The following is a 17,972-nucleotide window of genomic DNA, read 5'->3' as shown; positions in this document are numbered from 1 at the left end:
ACTTTTGCTGACAATTTGAATGTGTCATCATCAAACTATACGGTCAATACTTCGAGGCCGTTGTTGCGCTCAACTTGAGACCAGTTCCGCGGTGCGCCGGGACGACGCGAAAACGTGCGCGCCACTTCGAGGAAATAGCGCTCCAGCGCTGCGCGCGATTCGGCGCTCAGTTCCACCCAGGTACGGCGGCCATCGCAGGCGTCGGGCGCACTGCTGAGCGCACCCGTCTCGATCAGATTGCCGACCCAGCGCACCCCGGTGCTGCGCGGCACGCCCGCGGCCAGAGCAAGGTCCGAGATCGAGACCCGCACGCCCTTCCGCTCGGACAGATAGAGATCGAGCAGCATGTCCCACACCGGATCGGCCATATGGAAGTCGGCGAGGAGCCGGCGCTGCAGACCACGCGAGCGCGCTATGTCCGCCGCGACGCGGCCGCAGCATTCGGACTGGGACGGCTCGCTCTCGGCGGGGTCCCAGCCGACCGTGGCCTGCAACGGAGCATTGGTGGGCAGGGTGATATGCACGAGCATTGCAGCACCTCCTCAATGAACGGATCGCTGGATCCATGAGCGCCCGGCTTCGATCGCGGCGCATTGGCGCGCGGCCATCCGGGCGATGAACGGGTTGGGCTCGCGCGCACCGCGTTCGAACACCGCGAGCCGGTCCTCCAGGCTGATTTGCGCCGAGGCGAGCGCAGTGATCGCGCTGAACTGTATCCGGTCGCTCGGATGATGCGCGGCATAGGATTCGACGAGATCACGGCCGTCATCGCCGCCCAGTTGCGCGCACAGCGCCAGCAGCGGCTCGACGGCGCTGCGGGTCAGATGCGCCGCGACGGTTTTGCTTTCGGCATCGAAGCGATACTGGTCGCGAAAGCTCAGATGCGGCGCGCGCTCCATGATGTTGAGCGAGACCGACAGTTCATCGGCGGGCAGCTGGGCGTGGACGTCACGATGCGCGCGGTAGAGCATGATCTTGCCCTGCTCGAGCCGCGATCGCTCGACGAAGCGCAGATCGGCTTCGTCGCCGATGGCGCCGGCAAAACTGTCATAGTCATACTCGTAATAATCGCTCCAATAGCCGGGACCCATGTAGCCCGCGGTAAGGAACGAGAAATTATGGTCGTGCGGCACATGGTAGAAAAATGCCTCGGGGCCGTTCTCCTGGAGCAGTCGATCGCCCTCGGATGGCCAGAAATTGGCGCGGATGAAGAAGTCGCGTGCCTGATGCAGGATCACTACCTGCGGCCCATAGACATTCTGCGCGCTCTGATCGCGGCAGCGCTGCTGGAGTTCTGCGACGATCAGGTCAGCGAGGAAGTCGCGGTTGTTGGCGAGCGCCTTGAGGCGATCGCCGAACGACGCGAAGCAATCCTCGTCGCGCGCGTCGAACCGCCCGGTTTCCAGCGCTTCGACGAGATCGCCGAGTTCGGCGCGGTGCTGCGTGGCGGTCTCGATCACGCGAGGCATGCGCCGGCCTCCGTCACGAGCACGCCGAGCGCGTTTCGCGCCGCCGCGCGCAGGTCGGGATGCGGATCCCGCTCGGCCATCGCGTGGAGCCGCGCCCGCGCGCTGCCTTCATTCAGGCGGAATAGTTCGGCGGTCGCGTGCCAGCGCAGGAAGAAGCTCTCGTCATGGGTGAAGGGCTCGACTATGGCGTCGTCCTCGCTGCGCCCCAGCGTGGCGAGGAAGCTGAGCAGCATCTGGCTGCGCGAGGCGCCATCGCTGGTGCTGCACGCCGCGACGGCAGTGAGATCCTCCGAATCATATTCCACGAGCAGCGGCGCGCGATCGAGCAGGATCTCGGCCTGCAGCACGACGATGTTGGCGATTGCGTGCTCGATGACATAGCTCTGGGTCCGGCCGTCGAGCGTCAGGATATCGGCGTCTTCGAGCGCGCGATGCCCCGCCGGGCGACATGCCAGGCCGTCGTCCAGGCTGAAATTGCCCGAAACCTGCGGTGCGTCCCACATCCGCAGCAGGGCGCCGCCGGCGCGCAGGAATTTCTGCACCGATACGGTGCCGGTAAAGGTGATCGCCGCGGGGCCGCGGCGCTGCATCTTCTTCGCGGCGAGCGCGTCCACCGGCAGGCTGTTCAGCGCGATGTTGACATGACGGTGCGCGAACACCGCGATGCCGCGCTGGAAGCCGTTGCCGGTCGGCGCGAGCGGCGGTTCGAAATAGGCGTCGCGAAGCGCGTCTTGCGCCATCGCGGCGATCCAGCCGTCGATCCAGTCGGTGTCGGCAAAGGCGGCCTCGACCAGTGCACGAACGCTGTCGGCGGTCGGATCGGCGAGCGCGTCGAGCGCCTGATGCAGCGCCGCCAGTGCAGGCTGCAGGCGCCAGTGATGCACCGGCAGGCTGGTCGGCAGCGCGCCGCCACGGGCCTGCTCGGCCCGGATGAAATATTGCCGAAGTTCCTGTCTGGAAATCATACGTCCTCCAGCGCCACGCACGATTCCGCGTTCGCCGCGTCTCATGGATGCAGCGGGATCGATTCTGGCTTGCACGCAAATGTCGGGTTCGAACGGCGATGGACGGGCCGTGGCCGGTTGGCCACGGCGCCTGCCCGGCCGCTATCCCCCGATGAGGTAGGTTCCGACGATCACGCCGATGCAGACCGGCCCGCCGACCTCCTGCCGCGTGACGTGCCCGCAAAATCCAACCGGGGTGCGCAGAGTGAAAGCGGAAGCGGGTACGGTGCTGATCTTCGTCATCGATATTCCCCCGAAAGCGGCCGGCAGTATCGGCCAGGACCTCCCAAGTCGCGTCCCCGGCGCACAGCTCTCCGCTTCGCCGATCGCGTGATGTCGCGTTCGGCGGATCGGTGTCCGTCTGGGTTTCGACGAGAACGGCTGTTCAATGCCGTCAATCAATTAGTCCCGCGGCGGCGGAAAACCTGTCGCACATTTTTCAAAAAATTTTTCGGAGGGAAGACCTCCAGGCGCGCGCCGTCAGTTGTAGAGCATCAACCGGTCTATCGCGCTCTCATGCCGATGGCCGGCCAGCACGTCCGCGAGCTGACGGATCACGGCGCGTTGGCGCCGCAGCCGCACGAACAGGAAAACGATCGTCGCGGCGATCACCGCCACGCCGAGCAAGGTCGACCAGCTGAGCAGTGTTTCCGCCAGATGCGGACCGAGCGGACGCCCGTCGCGCTGGCGCAGCATCGCGAACGTCATTCCCAGAAAGGTCGCCGGGCCGAACAATATCAGATCGAACACAGTGCGGCGGACACGCGCGCGGTATCGCCGGATCTGGCCTTCGAGGTAGGTCTCCCGATCGCCCTGCTCGGCGCCCCATTCGACGCGGCGCAGCCGATATCGAGTCCGTGCCGACCATAAAAGCAGCAACAGGATCATCACGCCGACAGCGAGCGAGCCGAGCGTGAATTTGCGCCAGATTCCGAACACGACGAAGACGGTCAGGCAGGCGGCGACCAGCAACTCCGCGCGCTCGACCCAGCGCGCGCGGCGCAGCACGCGTTCCGACAGCGCCGACACTTCGTCCGCGGCATGCCGCACGCTGCCGCGCCACAATTCGGAGAGGTCGTCGAACTCACCGGCCATGCGCCGCCCCCATTTGCTCGACGAGCGCCGCCTTTGCCCGCTGGCAGCGGAGCATTGCGGCATTGGCGGTGATCCCCAATGTCTCGCCGATCTCGATGAACGAAAAACCTTCCAGCATCAGCGTTGCCGTCTCCCGCTGGGCCACGCTCAACTGCCGCATCGCCGCCACCAGTCGCGACCGCCGATCCGCGACGATCGCCGCTTCGTCGGGCTGCAGGTCGGCAGTGGGCAGCTCTTCGCCCAATTCTTCCGTAACAGGATTTCGCGCACGGCGCGAGACGTGCGTCACCGCGCGCTTCTGGGCGATGCTGGCGACATAGGTCTTGAGCGAGGATTGTCCGCGAAACGACGGCAGCGCGCGCCACACGGCCAGCACGATCTCCTGCTTGAGATCCTCGCGCTGGCTCGGATCGGCTTCGTAAGCGAGTGCAATGCGCGAAAGCAGCCCCGAATGGGTGCGTATCACGTCATTGAAGCTTACATCGCTCAAGACGTTTACCCGCCCCCGGACAACCAGCCACTCTCAGCGACTTAACCTGATCTGGTGCGACAGGGAAGCATTGTCGTGGGGACTTGCTCGGTTCAGTCCATGCTAGGCGTCTGCTTTGCGCCTCGTTGCGATGGACCACCTGCCCGCCGGTGCGCGTTATGCGGCCATCAATATACGGAGATGGCAATGATAGAGCTCAGCACCGAAGATCGCAACGAACTGGCCAAAAATTCTTTCGCATTTCCCGAGCAGCGAAAAGAGCCGCTCGAGAACGCCAGCCACGTGCGGAACGCCGTCGCGCGGTTCAACCAGGTCAAGAATGTGACCGACGAGGAGCGCGATGCTGCCTGGAAGCGGATCGAGGCCGCGGCGAAGAAGTTCGACGTAGAGCTGACCGAGAAGAGCTGGCGTGAGGTCGGCAAGTAGACGCCTCGCCCATTTTTCTAGATGGGGCCGCTTGCTACCCGACCGATCCTGTCGGTCGGGTAGCGAAGCCTAACGTGGAGTTCCCATGCGGGTCCGGCCGATGCAGCTCAGCCGAGCTTGATCGTCAGCTCGACATCGTCGCTGAACGGCATCGAAATATAGCCGTTGGCAGGCGAACCGACGCGCTCGAGATATTCCGGGCAAAAATCGGCATTGTCGGCAACGATCACTGCACCTGGCCGAAGGCGGCTCTCCACCAGGTCGAGGACATCGGAATATAGCGACTTGGCGCCGTCGAGCAGGAGCAAGTCGATCGTCTCCGGGAGGTCCGATGCCAGCGTGTTCAGCGCATCGCCCTCGCGGAATTCCACGAGGTCAGCGAGACCGCCGGCTTCCAGATTCGCTTTTGCCCGGGCCATTTTCGAAGGCTCGAACTCGCTCGTGATCAGGCGGCCCCCGCCATTGTCCCGCAGCGCAGAGGCGAGGTGCAGCGTGGACAGGCCGAACGATGTGCCGAACTCGACGATCGAGCGGGCCCTGGTCGCGCGCGCCAACATGTAGAGGAGCCTCCCCGTGCTGGGAGAGACCGGCAGCGCGAACTCTTTCAGATTGGCATAGAGTTCGGCATAATCGGTCTTGCTCCGCATCAGCCGATAGCGTTCCTCGCTGGACAGGGAAGCGAGGGCCGGGCTCGCCGACGGCGACGAGGCCGCGGCCGCGGCGAACAGGCGATCGAGCAGCGGCGCCACCGGCGCCGCAGTGAGTGTGGTCATGGATTTTCTCCGGTTTCGAGCGGTGATTGCTCGCCGGGGAAAATACGATTAGTTCGTCGCCTTTCCTATTCGCATTGGCTGGTGATGCCCGTGACATCTCGTCGAAGCCCCTCCGTCACCTCGCGGAAACAGCCGCGGCAGGCGCGCTCGAACGATCTCGTCGCGGCCGTGCTCGACGCAGCTGTTCAGGTTTTGGCGAAGGAAGGGGCACAGCGATTCACCACCGCGCGAGTCGCCGAGCGCGCCGGCGTCAGCGTCGGTTCGCTCTATCAGTATTTCCCCAACAAGGCCGCGATCCTCTTTCGCCTGCAGAGCGATGAATGGCGCCGGACGAGCGAGCTGCTCCGGAGCCTTCTCGAAGAGGCGCGAAGCCCGCCCCTGATGCGGCTGCGGCAGCTGACTCACGCCTTCCTCCATTCCGAATGCGAAGAGGCACAGGTGCGCATGGCACTGAACGATGCGGCTCCGCTTTACCGCGACGCGCCGGAAGCTGCCGAAGTGCGGAACGCCGGCGCGAACATTTTCGAGATCTTCGTCCGCAACGCACTTCCGAATGCCGCCGCCGATGTGCAATTGCTCGCCGCCGACCTGATCCGGACGACGCTCAGCCAGGTCGGCAGCCGCTTTTCCCAAACCCCCCGCGCGCAAGCGGAGATTGCCGCCTATGCCGATGCGCTCGCCGACATGCTGTGCGCCTATCTCGAAAGGCTGATGACGCAGGATCGGGCGGAGCTTCGTACTGCGACTCGCGTTTCAGTCGGATGAGCGACTCGATCGACGACCTGCACGAGCAGATGGAAGCCGCCGCCGAAGCGATGGATTTCGAAGAGGCGCGCCGGCTTCGCGACCGGATCAATCTCATCCGCGGCGGCGCGACGCGCGATGCGGCGGCGGAAGCGGACACCTCCGGCCTGATCCGGCAGCAGCCGGGCGCGATGGGGCTGGGCACCAGCCGCCAGCGCGCCACGCCGCCGCCGGGCTGGAAGCCGCCGCCAAAGCCCGATCCGATGACCAAGGCAACCAGTCGAACGCGCCGGAAATAGTCGCCGGCGAGATTGGTGGGTTGACGGTCCCGACGGCCAGCAGCCAAGCCAGCCGGCGGTGTCGATACTCCTCTCTCTCAAAGACGCGCGACGGATCGCGCTCGTCGCGCAGGGTTTCGGCGTGCGCCACCCTGCCAGGCCGACCGCGGCACATCTGCGCAAAGCACTCGATCGTCTCGGGCTCTTCCAGATCGACAGCGTCAACGTCGTGACCCGGGCACATTATCTCCCCGCCTTTTCCCGGCTCGGCAGCTATGATCGCACGCTGCTGGAGCGCGCGGCCTGGGGACCCAAAAGCCAGCGGCGCCTGTTCGAATATTGGGCGCACGAAGCTTCGTTGCTTCCGCTCGACTTACACCCGCTGCTGCGCTGGCGGATGGCACGCGCCGAACGGGGCGAGATCGGCTATCAGAGCCTGAAGCGCTTCGCCGCCGAGCATAGGCCCGAAGCGCAGGCGATACTCGACCGGATTGCCGCGGAGGGCCCGATGACCGCCGCCGCGTTCGAAAACGGGTCGAGCAAAAGCGGCTGGTGGGAGTGGAGCCACACCAAGCACGCGCTCGAATGGCTGTTCTGGTCGGGCAGGATCACCACCGCGACGCGCCGCGGCAGCTTTGCCCGGGTCTATGATCTCCCGGAACGGGTGCTGCCCCGGGCCATTCTGGATCTGCCGACCCCCGATGCCGCGAGCGCGCAGCGTGCCCTGATCGAACGCAGCGCCCGCGCGCTCGGCATCGCGACCGCCGCAGACTTGCGCGATTATTATCGGCTGAAGCCCGACGAAGCCGATCATGCGATCGCCGCCCAGGCAGAGATCGGCACGCTGATCCCCGTCCGAGTCGAAGGGTGGAGCCAGAAGGCCTGGATGCACCATGCCGTGGCCCCGCCCCGGCCGGTGCGCGGCGCGGCGCTGCTCGCCCCGTTCGATCCCCTGGTCTGGGAGCGCAGCCGCGCCGAACGCCTGTTCGGATTCCGCTACCGCATCGAAATCTATGTGCCGCAGGACAAGCGCACGCATGGCTATTACGTCCTGCCCTTCCTGATGGACGAGGCATTGGTGGCACGCGTCGATCTCAAGGCCGACCGCCAGGCCCGAATCCTGCTCGCGCACCGCATCACCCTCGAACCCGGTGCGCCCGCCGATACGATCGAGCGCCTCACGATCGAACTCGAGCGGATGGCCGCATGGCTGGAGCTCGATGCCGTCCGGATCGGCCAGACCGTGCCGCCGCTCTGACCGCGGGAGCGGACGCGCTTCTTGACGGTATGCGCTGCAGATGGTGGAAGGCGGCGTGAACCAAGATCCTCCTGCGTCCGATAACATTGCCAAGGCAGCGGCCAGCGCGAAAGCCGAGGCCCGCGCGGCGGAGTCCGCTGCGATCCGGCGGCGCTGGATAACGCTGGGCGAAGTGCTGGCAGTGATCGCCGCATTCATCTCCGCGCTGACCCTGTGGAACAGCTGGAGCGAGCGGAGCGACAGCAAGGCCGACCAGCAGGCCGAAGCGCAGCGCGCCTCCGCCCGCGTCGCCACGCTGGTGCTGATCGCGACCAATAGCGGTGACGAGACTTTGGTGTTGAAGCCGGCGTCTGCCGAACAGACCGTGCAAAGCCAGAGGATCCTCCTCCCCGCCTCGCTGGGCGTAGCCCCGGTAGAAACCACCGGCGAATCGCGAATCGAAGCCAAATGGTTCGAGCGCCCCCTCGAGAAAGCCCGGGAAGCCGCGCATCTCCCCGACAACAGCCGCGGCGACGAGCGGCTGCCGATGGTCATCATCACGCGCTTTCTCGCGGACGGCGAACCGCATGAGGACGTCGCGCTATACGACGTCGGCTACACGATATCCGGCAAGTTCCTCAGCGGCCACAAGGTCACCCTCCGGGGCCTTTCGTTGATCTCGCGGGTTAAGACCGCGGCGGCGCAGGCGAAGCTGGACGCACGCTGGCGGACTTTACTGCCGCCGAACAAGCCCTGAGCCACGCCGCGCCGATCCCGCCGGCCGGTCCATCATCCTCACCGCGACCAAGTCTCGCGCTCCGCGAGCACCCGGGCGACCGCGGCCATGTTGTCGCTGCCCCAGACGCAGAGTGGGGCAAGCGCTTCGGCGAGACTGTGCCCGAGCGGCGTGAGAGTATAATCGACCCGTGGCGGCACTTCCTTATGGTCGGTGCGCCGGACGATCCCTTCGGCTTCCAGTTCCTTAAGCTGCTGGATCAGCATCTTGTCGCTCACGCCGCGGACGGCGCGCCGGAGCTCGCCATAGCGGCAGGGCCCCTGGGCGAGGAAATAGACGATCAGCGGCTTCCACTTTCCCGCGATGATGCGAAGCGTGGCGTCTAGCCCGCAAGTGAAGGCGGGCGCGGAGGTTGGTTCGATATCAGCCATATTAGGCACTTACCAAAAGGTGTATACTTGTCGATAGGTTTGTGACTGTCCAGCTAAGCGTCACCTCAAAGGAGACACGGCATGAACAGACTTAGTGGCAAAACGGCGGTGGTAACGGGCGGCGGAAGCGGCATCGGCCTGGCGTCGGCGAAGCGCTTCATCGAGGAAGGCGCCTTCGTCTATATCTTCGGGCGGCGGCAGGAGGTACTGGATACCGCACTGGCGACGCTCGGTGACAATGCGCGTGCGGTGCAGGGCTCGGTGAGCGACCTCGACGATCTCGACCGGCTCTATGCGACGGTGAAGGCGGAGCGCGGCGAGCTCGACATCCTGCTCGCCAACGCCGGCACCGGCGCTTTCGCGGCTCTCGGCGAGATCACGCCCGAGCATTATCAGCAGATCTTCGACGTCAACGTGAAGGGCGTGCTCTTCACCGTGCAGAAGGGGCTGCCGCTGATGAAGGCGGGCGGATCGATCATCCTCACCGGTTCGACGACGGGCGAGATGGGAACGCCCCAGTTCAGCGTCTACAGCGCAACCAAGGCGGCAGTCCGCAACTTCGCGCGCAGCTGGGCACAGGACCTGCGCGGCACCGGCATCCGCGTCAACGTGCTGTCGCCGGGGCCGACCCGGACCGACCTCGCACTGGACGTGGTCGGCGAGGCGGCCTTCGAGGCGATGGGCGCGACCACGCCGATCGGGCGGCTGGGCGACCCGGCCGAGACCGCCGCCGCCGCGGCGTTCCTCGCTTCGGGCGACAGCAGCTTCATGACGGGGAGCGAGATGTTCGTGGATGGCGGGCTGGCGCAGGTCTGAGCGACTGACTGTCGAGACAGAGGGTGTGGCGGCGGTCAGCCGCCGTTGCGCCCTCTGGCTCCAGGATCACCGCGGCGCTACAGGACGACTAATGCATCTGAATGGAATTTTCCGATCGCTGCCGGGGTTGTTCGCGCTGGTGCTGGCGCATCCCGCCGCGGCGCAGGTGCAAACGCGCGAAGCCGCGCTGGCACAGGACGCAGGCGAATATGCCCGCCTTTATCATGTGCCCCCGGACGAAGCGCTCCGCAGGCTTCGCGCCCAGAACGACAGCGTCGCCGCCACCGACGCGATCGCCCGCCGCTATCGCGATCGGCTGGCAGGCATCTCGGTCCAGCACCGCCCGGACTATCGCTACATCGTATATCTGACCGGCGACCTCCCAGTAGCGGAGCTGCACATCCCCGCAGCCGGCACGACTGTTCCCGTAACCTTCCGAACCGGCGCGAAAGCGACTCGGGACCGGGTGATCTGGGCAATCACCTATCATCAGGCGGCGATCCGCGCCGCGCTGCCGAGCCCGCCGTCGATGGGACTGGACCCGCGCACCGGCGAATTGGTCGTCATCGTCGGCAATGCCGTTGCCGCAGCCGATGGCGGCGCCGCCGCGTTGGACGCGCGGCTCGAGGAGCTGACCGGCGTGCCCGTCCAGGTTCGCGTGCTCGAGCACACGGACGTGAACCTCGATCTTCATGGCGGCGGGCGGCTCGACGGGATCAGTCCCAGCGACGGCAAGCGCTACCGATGCACGACCGGCTTCGCCGTGACCGACGGCATGCGCACCGGCATCACCACCGCCGCCCATTGCCTCGACGATATGACCTATTACGACCCGCAGCGCCGCTCGACCCCGCTCAGCTTCATCGGCCAATGGGGCTGGGGATATCATGACGTGCAAATCCATTCCGGCACCGCACCCGAGCGGCCGCTGATCTATTCGGATACCGCGCGGACGATCGAGCGACCGGTGGAGCTGCAACGGAGCAAGCCGAGCACACGCGCAGGCGACTTCGTCTGCCATCGCGGCGAAAGCACCGGCTATAGCTGTGCCGAAGTCGAGCTTCTCGACTTCGCCCCGGCGGGCGAGCTGTGCGGCGGCGCGTGTCTGCCAACCTGGGTCACCGTCGCGGGTCCCGGTTGCAAGGGCGGGGACAGCGGCGGGCCGGTGTTCAGCGGCACCACTGCCTTCGGTGTCGTCAAGGGAGCGAGCTACCGCCGCGACGGCTCGTGCGCCTTCTACTTCTACATGTCGCTGGATTATCTGCCGGCGCCTTGGTCGTTGCTCGTCGATACCGGCGCTGCCGCGCCACTTCGCCGCGGCCCGATCCAAAATCACCATTGAGTCGTTGCCTTCGCTTTGACGGACTGCCTTATATGTCCACCGGCCCGTCCCTAAATGGCGAGCGATGACAAAGCTTCTCCTGGCGGGTGCCACAGGTCTGGTCGGCAGCGCGGCGCTGAGGCTGTTGCTCGCGGACGCGCGCGTGACGCGGGTCGTCGCCCCGACGCGCCGGCCGCTTCCGCCGCATCCGAAATTGCTGAACCCGATCGCCGACAACAGCGATATTCCCGTCGATGCCGACTGGTGGGCAGTCGATGGCGCGATTTGCGCACTGGGAACGACGCGCGCCAAAACCCCCTCCCCCGCCGCCTATCGCGCGATCGACTATGACTATGCCCTCGCCATCGCGACGCGCGTCCGCCAGGGCGGCGCGGCGCGCTTTGCGCTGACTTCCTCGATGGGCGCGGATGCGCAGTCTTGGTTTCGCTACACGCGCACCAAGGGGGAGCTCGAAGACGGCATCGGCCGCCTTGGTTTCCCCTCGCTGACGATCCTGCGTCCGGGCTTCCTCGGCGGATCGCGCGAAGAGGATCGGCCGAGCGAACGGATCCTCGGCCGGCTGCTCGACATCGCCGCACCGGTTCTGCCGGCCGCGGCGCGCACCAGTCCCGCGGCGACTGTCGCGGCTTTGCTGGTCGACGGAGCGCTTGACGGCGACCCCGGTCGGCACGTCATCGGTTCCGCCACGATCGCACGCACCGCCGAAGGTCTTCGCTGAATGCCGCGCAATCCGTATCATGACGGGCCCGTCAGCGATCATTTCGACGGCACCCGCTTCTTCAACCCGGGCGAGCCCGACACCGACCGCTCGCTGTCGCAGGTGCTGCGCTGGCGGCGCTCGGTTCCGGACAACCCCTGGCCGAGCAGCATCGGGGTGATGCCGGTGGTTCCGGATACCAGGGTTCAGGGATTGCGCGTGACGATGGTCGGCCACGCGACATTGCTGATCCAGCTCGCGGGTCTCAATATCCTGACCGACCCGGTCTGGTCCGATCGCGCCAGCCCGCTGGCTTTCGCAGGACCGAGGCGCGTCACCGCGCCTGGGGTAAAGATCGAGGACCTGCCGCCGATCGATGCGATCCTGTTGTCGCACAATCATTACGACCATCTCGATATCGCCACGCTCAAGGCACTGCACGAACGGCACGCGCCGCTGATCGTTACGCCGCTCGGAAACGATAGTATCGTACGTCGCCATATTGCCGCCGCCCGGATCGAGGCAGGCGATTGGGGCGATCGGTTCGCAATCGGGCCAGGGGCGGAAGTCCATATCGTGCCCGCCACCCATTGGTCCTCACGTGGCATCCGCGATCGGCGCATGGCTCTATGGGGGGGCTTCATGGTGCGGGCCGGGGGACGGCTGGTCTATTTCGCCGGTGACACCGGATACGGCACCGGCAACATTTTCCGGGCGATGCGTGCGCGCTTCGGCCCGACCGATGTCGCGCTCCTTCCGATCGGCGCCTATGATCCGCGCTGGTTCATGGCGGCCCAGCATACCGATCCGGAAGAAGCCATCCAGATCGTGCGCGACCTCGATGCGCGCGCTGCGGTCGGCATCCACTGGGGTACCTTCAAACTGACCGATGAGCCGCGCGACGACCCCGCGACGCGGCTCGCCGCGGGTCTGGCGGCAGCAGGGATCGCGCAGAACGCCTTCATCGCGATGCAGCCCGCCGACATGGCCGAGTTCGACTGACCGCCACCTGACCCAACCGCCGCCGGCGGGCATCTGCGGCGCGGCTGGGCCTATGGGCGCGTTGCTCAGGCGGTGACGCGCGAACTGCGACGGGCGCCGCTCACCGTCAGCCAGATCGCCGACACCAGAAAGTAGAAGGCGCCGAACGCCGCATAAGGGGCGATGTTGGCGATGCCGACGGGCTCGGCGCCGGCCGCCATCTTGAGCATGAAGCCGCCCGCTAGGATCGATTGTGCGCCACTGAGAATCATCGCCCATTGCGCGCCGTAGGATTTCCAGCGCCGGACGCCGGTCACCAGCTGAAACAGGCCGGCGAGCGCGGCCCACACGCCGAAGATCTGCAGGACTGTATTCATGCTGTGGCCGAGAGCCGCAGTGACGGCGATCGCCGTCACCAGGCTGACGATGACGTTGAGCAACTGACTCTTGTTGCGGGCAAGGCCGCCGCTGCGGCTGGCATCGGCATAGTTGGCGATGGCGTCCCAAGCCGGATAGCCGACGAGCAGGATGGCCGCGAGCAGCGGGGCATCCTTCGCGATCGTGAACGCGGCGGCAACCCAGGCAGCCGAAAACGCGAAGCGCGTGAAATAATAAAGCTTGAGCCAGCTGGATGTCGATGGCGGGCGATGATCGATGGTCTGAGACGGCATGGCAGTTCCTCTATGGATATCTACCTACTAGAAGGTAGATTTAACGCCGTCAACCCGTGCAAACGCGGCGCGGAGCGCTGCGGCAGACCGAGTTGCAGTTCGCCAGCCCTGCTCTATATCCGACCTATCAGGAGGTAGGTTTGTGGTCGCAACACTCGGCGGTACCGCGGGAAAGTTGGTCGACGGTGCGGCGCAGCTTATCATGCGCGGCGGCTATAACGGCTTCAGCTACGCCGATCTCGCCGAGCGCTTCGGCATCCGCAAGCCGAGCATCCATCATCATTTCCCGTCGAAGGTCGACCTCGTCGTGGCGGTCGTCGAGCAGGGACGTGCGCGGATCCAGGCGCAGATTGCGACGCTCGAGAACGCGCCGATCGCGATGGACCAGCTGCGCATGTACACCGGCTATTGGGAGCGCTGCATCAAGGATCAGAGCGCCCCCTTCTGCCTCGCGGCGGTTCTGGCCGCCGAGCTGCCCAGCCTTCCCGAGCAGATTGCGGTGGCGGTTCGCGGGCACTTCGCCGATCTCGCGGCGTGGCTCGAGGGCGTGTTGACACTGGGTATCCAGCAGGGGACGATGCGTCTGGAAACGTCGCCAAAATTGGAGGCGGAGAGTTTCATGGCGGCGGTCTACGGCGCGATGCTCGTCGCCCGCGCATTTGATGATCCCGATCGGTTCAGCACCATCGTCGAGGCCCGCATCGAACGCGTTCGCATTTGAATCAATAGCCGGCCGCTTGCCAATCGCTCAGGGGTCGGCGAGCGCAGCCCGACTATCCCCGTAGCATGAAGGCCAGTTCGTCGATCAGCTGCTTGGGACTGCACGGCTTGAGGTGCACCGTCAGATGCGGAAACCGCGCGGACAGTTCTGCCGGCAGTCCCACGCCCGATTGCAGGATAATCGGAACGCCGCGCTCGGCTAGAATGACAACGACGGGAGTGATGTCGCGATCGACCAGGTTCACGTCGAGGATCGCCCCGTCGACATGTCCCGCGCCGAGCAGTTCCAGAGCCTCCTCCACGCTAGCGGCCGGCCCGATGACCTGCCCATCGGCATCCTCGATTGCCAAAGCGAGATCCAGCGCAATAAAGGGTTCGTCCTCGGCGATGAAAATGGCTTGTTGCTTCAGCAATGAAACCCTTCCGGCGCGAGATCGCGACTATGTAACCGGTTAGGGCGTCAGGCGTTCCACGGGAATGGTGAGGCGCACGATCAGGCCGCCCCCGTTCCAGTCGAAGGCCAGCTTGCCTCTCAGCTGGCCCGTCACGCTCCGGTTGGCGAGCATGCTCCCGAAGCCCTTGCGCGTCGGGGCACCGTGGATGGGCGGCCCCCCGCTTTCCTCCCAGGTCAACACCAGATCTGCCCCGTCGACCACCCAGCGCACCCGGACGCGACCGTCCGGCAGCGACAAGGCGCCATATTTGGCGGCGTTGGTGGCGAGCTCGTGAAGTACCAGCGCAAGGCTGGTCACCGCTTCGCGCCCGGCTGCGAGCTCCGTCCCTTCGACCAGAACGCGTGCCGTGTCCGAGCCGGGATCGAGATACGGCGCTAGGATCGCGTGGACGAGTTCCCCGAGCGAGCTTCGCTGTTTGAGGTCGACCCCGGGCGTGCCGGCACGGATCAGCTGGTGCGCGCTTGCAAGCGCACCCAGGCGCCCCTGGATCGTCGCGGCGAGATCGCCCGGCGTTTTCGAGGATCGCGCACTGAGCGTGACGACGCTGCCGATGATCGCGAACAGATTCTGGACCCGGTGGTCCATCTCCTTGAGCAGCAAGCCCTGTTGCTCCTCGGCGAGGCGGCGGTCGGTGATGTCGACGAAACTGCACACGGCACCGGCGAGCTCGCCGCCGCGCACGATCGGCCGCGACCAATATTCGACGGGAAACGCGGTTCCATCGGCGCGAAAGAAGTTCTCGTCGTCACGGTGCGCGGGCTTGCCCGTCCGCGCGGTCTGATCGATCGGACAGTCGCCGATCGGATAACGCGATCCGTCCGGATGCGCGTGATGGATCAGGTCGTGGAGCTTGCGGCCGATCACGTCCTCCTCGCGTTCGAAGCCGAACATCCGCAGGAACGAGGCGTTGCAAAGCGTGGTGGCGCCGTCGCGGTCGACGCAATAGATTCCGTCGGCGGTGGAATCGACGAGCAGGCGTAGATACGCCTCGGTCTGGTGGCGCGCGGCATCCGCCGCGTCGCGCTCGGTGATGTCGACAAAGGTTAGGACCACTCCGTCGATCACGTTGTCGAGCGTACGATAGGGGCGCATCCGCAAGACGAAGGTCATCTCGCCGGTCAGCAGCGCCACTTGCCGCTCGACCACCGCCAATTTGCGCAAAACCGAGCGGACGTCGCGCGCCAGATCCGAATAATCGAGCAGACTGACGATCTCGGTGATCGGCCGCCCGATATCCGCATCCCGCAAGTGGAAGATGTCGGTCACCCCTGCGGTGTAGCTGCGTACGCGCAGATCCTTGTCGAGAAACAGCGACGCGATCTCGGTGCTCTCGAGCAGGTTTTTGAGATCGCTGTTGAGGCGGCCGAGCAAGTCGTTCTTGTTCGCCATTTCGACGTTGATGGTCTGAAGTTCCTCGTTGACCGATTGCATCTCTTCCTTCGCGGTCTCGAGTTCCTCGTTGGAGGATTGCAGCTCCTCGTTGACCGATTGATATTCCTCGTTCGAGGATTTCATTTCCTCGTTGGCGAATTCGAGCTCGTCGATCGTCGCCTGGAGCTGCGCCCGGGTCGTCCGCAATTCCTGTTCGAGCGCCAGCGAACTTTCGCTTGATTGCACTGTCGTTCCTTCGGAAACGCCCGCCCCCCCGTCCTGAAACGCAAGGACGATCAAACCCGCTTCGGCCCCGCGATCCCCCATGGGCTCGGCGATCAACGTGACGAGGCGCGGCAGCCCCGCGACGCGGACGGGGAGATGCTCCCGCCGCGCTGCCCCGTTGGAAGCCTGAACCTCCTGCAATACGGCCCGTACCGGGCCTCGCAGCGCCTTGTGGAGGATGTCGAACAGCGCGAAGCTCGGCGCGCCGGGAGACGGTTCGAGATACTGGCCGATGGCACCCGGCGAGAAGCGCACGATCTGGTGGCGCCGATCGATCACCACGTGCGGCGGATAATAGCGCTCCATAACCCGGCGGGCGCTCTTGTCGAGATGGTCCTCCGCAGTCGCCGCGGAGGCATGCGCCGCGGGCTTCTGATCCGTGCCTCTGCCCCCGCCCGACACGTCCGGCAACGACAGGCCTTCGATCGCACGCCGTTCGAAGATGCGATGCTTCTTGTCCCGCGCGAGGAACAACCCACTCGAACGCGCCACCGATTCGGAAGAACCCAGAAACAGGTGTCCGCCCGGTTTCAAGGCATAGTGAAAGGTCCGCATGATGCGGTCCTGCACCGGCGGATCGACATAGATCAGGAAGTTGCGGCACGAGATCAGGTCCAGCCGCGAAAAGGGCGGATGCTTGATCACGCTGTGGGCGGAGAACACGCACATGTCGCGAATTTCGGGAACGACGCCGCATTCATCGTCCTCGTCCGTGAACCAGCGTTCGAGGCGCGGACCGGAAACACCAGCGATTGGCGACCGATAACGACCCTGCCTTGCAATGGCGACGGCGCGGTCATCGATGTCGGTGCCGAATATCTGAACCCGCGGCCTGGACCGGCGCGCGGCCATCGCCTCCCGCACCAGGATAGCGATGGTATAGACCTCCTCGCCCGTGGCGCATCCGGGAACCCAGATGCGGAGATCTTCGTCCGCCCCCTTCGCCGCGACGAGGTCGCTGAGCACGGTGGCGCTCAGGGCTTCGAATGCCGCCGGATCGCGGAAGAATTGCGTGACGCCGATCAGCAGTTCCCGAAACAGCAGATCGAGCTCTTCGGGCTGTTCGCGGTACAGTGCGATATAGGCGTCCGGCGTATCGAGCTGGAGCACTTGCATTCGCCGCTGCAGCCGCCGCAACAGCGTCTTCTCCTTATACTCGCCGAAGTCATGGCCGGTACGCGCGCGCAACGCTTTCATGATCGTCGAGAGATGGCTGGCAGCATCCTGGCGCGCGCCCTCGCGATCCTTCTTGTCGGCTACGCTGGAAAGATGCGACTGGTACGCTGTTATCCGTGCCGGCATCTCTTCGACGGCGAGCACTTCATCGACATGGCCGGTCAAGCTGGCGCTCCGCGGCATACCCTGAAGCGCCTGATGATCGAATTCCGCCTGAGCCAGCGTCAGGCCTCCGTGCTCCTTGATCGCGACGACTCCGATCGATCCGTCGCTCCCGGTTCCCGACAAAATGATCCCGATGGCGTTCTCGCCACGATCCATCGCAAGCGACTCGAAGAAAGTGTCGATGGGCCGACGCTGGTCGCGGGGCGGCGCCGGTTTGACCACCTTCAGCCGCCCGCCGGTGATTGTCATCGTTGCATCGGGAGGAATGACGAAGACGCAGTCCGGGTCGACCGTGACGCCGTCGGCAGCCTGGATCACCCGCATCCCGGTGACTTTGCCGAGCAGTTCGGCCAGCAGGCTGTCGTGATCCGGCGACAAATGCTGGACCAATATGAAGGCCATGCCGCTATCCGGAGGCATGTGTGCGAAGAACGAGCGATAGGCTTCCAGGCCCCCGGCTGACGCACCGATGCCGACGATCAGGCCGGGGCTCGAGCCCGAGTTGGCGACGCTCGGCCCTGCTGCAGACAGGCTTTCAGGCGCCTGGACCGGCAGTAGCTCGTCGTCTTGCCACTGAGTCGGATCATCCCCCATCCGGTTAGATTAGCGC

21 protein-coding genes are annotated in these 17,972 nt (G+C 65.4%); 10 read left to right on the top strand and 11 right to left on the bottom strand.

The genetic code is table 11. The features are described 5' to 3' along the window. Positions 1 to 35: 35 nt before the first annotated feature. The 6 genes from E5A73_RS06015 to E5A73_RS05995 form a co-directional block, all read right to left on the bottom strand. Positions 36 to 530 (bottom strand): helix-turn-helix domain-containing protein, encoded by a 495-nt coding sequence (locus tag E5A73_RS06015; RefSeq protein ID WP_135962887.1) that lies wholly within the window; start codon positions 528 to 530, stop codon positions 36 to 38. Between the two features lie 12 nt (positions 531 to 542). After that, positions 543 to 1,469: a transposase gene (locus E5A73_RS06010; RefSeq protein WP_135962886.1), complete on the bottom strand. Its 927-nt coding sequence runs from the start codon at positions 1,467 to 1,469 to the stop codon at positions 543 to 545. Further along, positions 1,457 to 2,434: a hypothetical protein gene (locus E5A73_RS06005; protein ID WP_135962885.1), complete on the bottom strand. Its 978-nt coding sequence runs from the start codon at positions 2,432 to 2,434 to the stop codon at positions 1,457 to 1,459. Before E5A73_RS06005 ends, E5A73_RS06010 begins: the two co-directional genes overlap by 13 nt. A 141-nt stretch (positions 2,435 to 2,575) precedes the next feature. Beyond that, positions 2,576 to 2,716, bottom strand: coding sequence for a hypothetical protein (locus E5A73_RS21220; RefSeq protein WP_168355830.1), 141 nt, complete (start codon positions 2,714 to 2,716; stop codon positions 2,576 to 2,578). A gap of 237 nt (positions 2,717 to 2,953) precedes the next feature. Beyond that, positions 2,954 to 3,568 carry a hypothetical protein gene (locus E5A73_RS06000; protein WP_135962884.1) on the bottom strand — a complete coding sequence of 205 codons (615 nt, stop codon included), beginning with the start codon at positions 3,566 to 3,568 and terminating at the stop codon, positions 2,954 to 2,956. Then, on the bottom strand, positions 3,558 to 4,058 hold the full coding sequence (locus E5A73_RS05995; RefSeq protein ID WP_168355829.1) for an RNA polymerase sigma factor: 501 nt from the start codon (positions 4,056 to 4,058) through the stop codon (positions 3,558 to 3,560). Before E5A73_RS05995 ends, E5A73_RS06000 begins: the two co-directional genes overlap by 11 nt. A 186-nt stretch (positions 4,059 to 4,244) precedes the next feature. Between E5A73_RS05995 and E5A73_RS05990 the strand changes: the two genes are divergently transcribed. After that, entirely contained in the window at positions 4,245 to 4,484 is a 240-nt protein-coding gene (locus tag E5A73_RS05990) for a DUF6582 domain-containing protein (protein ID WP_135962882.1), read from the top strand. A gap of 107 nt (positions 4,485 to 4,591) precedes the next feature. Here the strand turns inward: E5A73_RS05990 and E5A73_RS05985 are convergent, their stop codons facing one another. Beyond that, positions 4,592 to 5,257 carry an O-methyltransferase gene (locus E5A73_RS05985; RefSeq protein WP_135962881.1) on the bottom strand — a complete coding sequence of 222 codons (666 nt, stop codon included), beginning with the start codon at positions 5,255 to 5,257 and terminating at the stop codon, positions 4,592 to 4,594. Positions 5,258 to 5,347: 90 nt separating this feature from the next. Between E5A73_RS05985 and E5A73_RS05980 the strand changes: the two genes are divergently transcribed. From E5A73_RS05980 to E5A73_RS05965, 4 genes are read left to right on the top strand one after another with little or no spacing between them, the layout of a single operon-like run. Next, a complete protein-coding gene (locus tag E5A73_RS05980; protein ID WP_135962880.1) occupies positions 5,348 to 6,022 on the top strand; it encodes a TetR/AcrR family transcriptional regulator in 675 nt (224 codons plus the stop codon). After that, entirely contained in the window at positions 6,019 to 6,300 is a 282-nt protein-coding gene (locus E5A73_RS05975) for a UvrB/UvrC motif-containing protein (protein ID WP_135962879.1), read from the top strand. Before E5A73_RS05980 ends, E5A73_RS05975 begins: the two co-directional genes overlap by 4 nt. A 58-nt stretch (positions 6,301 to 6,358) precedes the next feature. Beyond that, positions 6,359 to 7,537: a winged helix-turn-helix domain-containing protein gene (locus E5A73_RS05970; RefSeq protein WP_135962878.1), complete on the top strand. Its 1,179-nt coding sequence runs from the start codon at positions 6,359 to 6,361 to the stop codon at positions 7,535 to 7,537. 55 nt (positions 7,538 to 7,592) lie between these two features. Then, on the top strand, positions 7,593 to 8,273 hold the full coding sequence (locus E5A73_RS05965; RefSeq protein WP_240700053.1) for a hypothetical protein: 681 nt from the start codon (positions 7,593 to 7,595) through the stop codon (positions 8,271 to 8,273). A gap of 38 nt (positions 8,274 to 8,311) precedes the next feature. Here E5A73_RS05965 and E5A73_RS05960 read toward each other — a convergent pair whose 3' ends face one another. Next, positions 8,312 to 8,683, bottom strand: a complete 372-nt coding sequence (locus E5A73_RS05960) for a winged helix-turn-helix transcriptional regulator (RefSeq protein ID WP_135962877.1) — start codon at positions 8,681 to 8,683, stop codon at positions 8,312 to 8,314. Positions 8,684 to 8,764: 81 nt separating this feature from the next. Between E5A73_RS05960 and E5A73_RS05955 the strand changes: the two genes are divergently transcribed. The 4 genes from E5A73_RS05955 (at position 8,765) to E5A73_RS05940 (ending at position 12,540) form a co-directional block, all read left to right on the top strand. Beyond that, positions 8,765 to 9,499, top strand: coding sequence for an SDR family NAD(P)-dependent oxidoreductase (locus E5A73_RS05955; protein ID WP_135962876.1), 735 nt, complete (start codon positions 8,765 to 8,767; stop codon positions 9,497 to 9,499). A gap of 91 nt (positions 9,500 to 9,590) precedes the next feature. After that, positions 9,591 to 10,841: a S1 family peptidase gene (locus E5A73_RS05950; RefSeq protein WP_240700052.1), complete on the top strand. Its 1,251-nt coding sequence runs from the start codon at positions 9,591 to 9,593 to the stop codon at positions 10,839 to 10,841. A gap of 64 nt (positions 10,842 to 10,905) precedes the next feature. Beyond that, the gene (locus tag E5A73_RS05945; RefSeq protein ID WP_135962875.1) at positions 10,906 to 11,559 is read left to right on the top strand and encodes a Rossmann-fold NAD(P)-binding domain-containing protein; all 654 of its coding nucleotides are present in this window, start codon (positions 10,906 to 10,908) and stop codon (positions 11,557 to 11,559) included. Further along, the gene (locus tag E5A73_RS05940; protein ID WP_135962874.1) at positions 11,560 to 12,540 is read left to right on the top strand and encodes an MBL fold metallo-hydrolase; all 981 of its coding nucleotides are present in this window, start codon (positions 11,560 to 11,562) and stop codon (positions 12,538 to 12,540) included. It abuts the gene before it with no gap. Between the two features lie 65 nt (positions 12,541 to 12,605). On the opposite strand, the gene E5A73_RS05935 is transcribed toward E5A73_RS05940, so the two are convergent. Next, positions 12,606 to 13,190 carry a DUF308 domain-containing protein gene (locus tag E5A73_RS05935; protein ID WP_135962873.1) on the bottom strand — a complete coding sequence of 195 codons (585 nt, stop codon included), beginning with the start codon at positions 13,188 to 13,190 and terminating at the stop codon, positions 12,606 to 12,608. 142 nt (positions 13,191 to 13,332) lie between these two features. Between E5A73_RS05935 and E5A73_RS05930 the strand changes: the two genes are divergently transcribed. Further along, positions 13,333 to 13,911, top strand: coding sequence for a TetR/AcrR family transcriptional regulator (locus E5A73_RS05930; protein WP_240700051.1), 579 nt, complete (start codon positions 13,333 to 13,335; stop codon positions 13,909 to 13,911). 52 nt (positions 13,912 to 13,963) lie between these two features. On the opposite strand, the gene E5A73_RS05925 is transcribed toward E5A73_RS05930, so the two are convergent. Continuing rightward, positions 13,964 to 14,323 carry a response regulator gene (locus E5A73_RS05925; RefSeq protein WP_135962872.1) on the bottom strand — a complete coding sequence of 120 codons (360 nt, stop codon included), beginning with the start codon at positions 14,321 to 14,323 and terminating at the stop codon, positions 13,964 to 13,966. Between the two features lie 39 nt (positions 14,324 to 14,362). After that, positions 14,363 to 17,956 (bottom strand): chemotaxis protein CheB, encoded by a 3,594-nt coding sequence (locus E5A73_RS05920; RefSeq protein ID WP_135962871.1) that lies wholly within the window; start codon positions 17,954 to 17,956, stop codon positions 14,363 to 14,365. Positions 17,957 to 17,972 lie beyond the last annotated feature (16 nt).

Origin of the sequence: Sphingomonas gei (assembly GCF_004792685.1) — a bacterium.
Lineage (GTDB): Bacteria > Pseudomonadota > Alphaproteobacteria > Sphingomonadales > Sphingomonadaceae > Sphingomonas > Sphingomonas gei.
The sequence above is the reverse complement of the archived record's forward strand: the minus strand, read 5'-3'. Positions and strand labels throughout refer to the sequence as shown.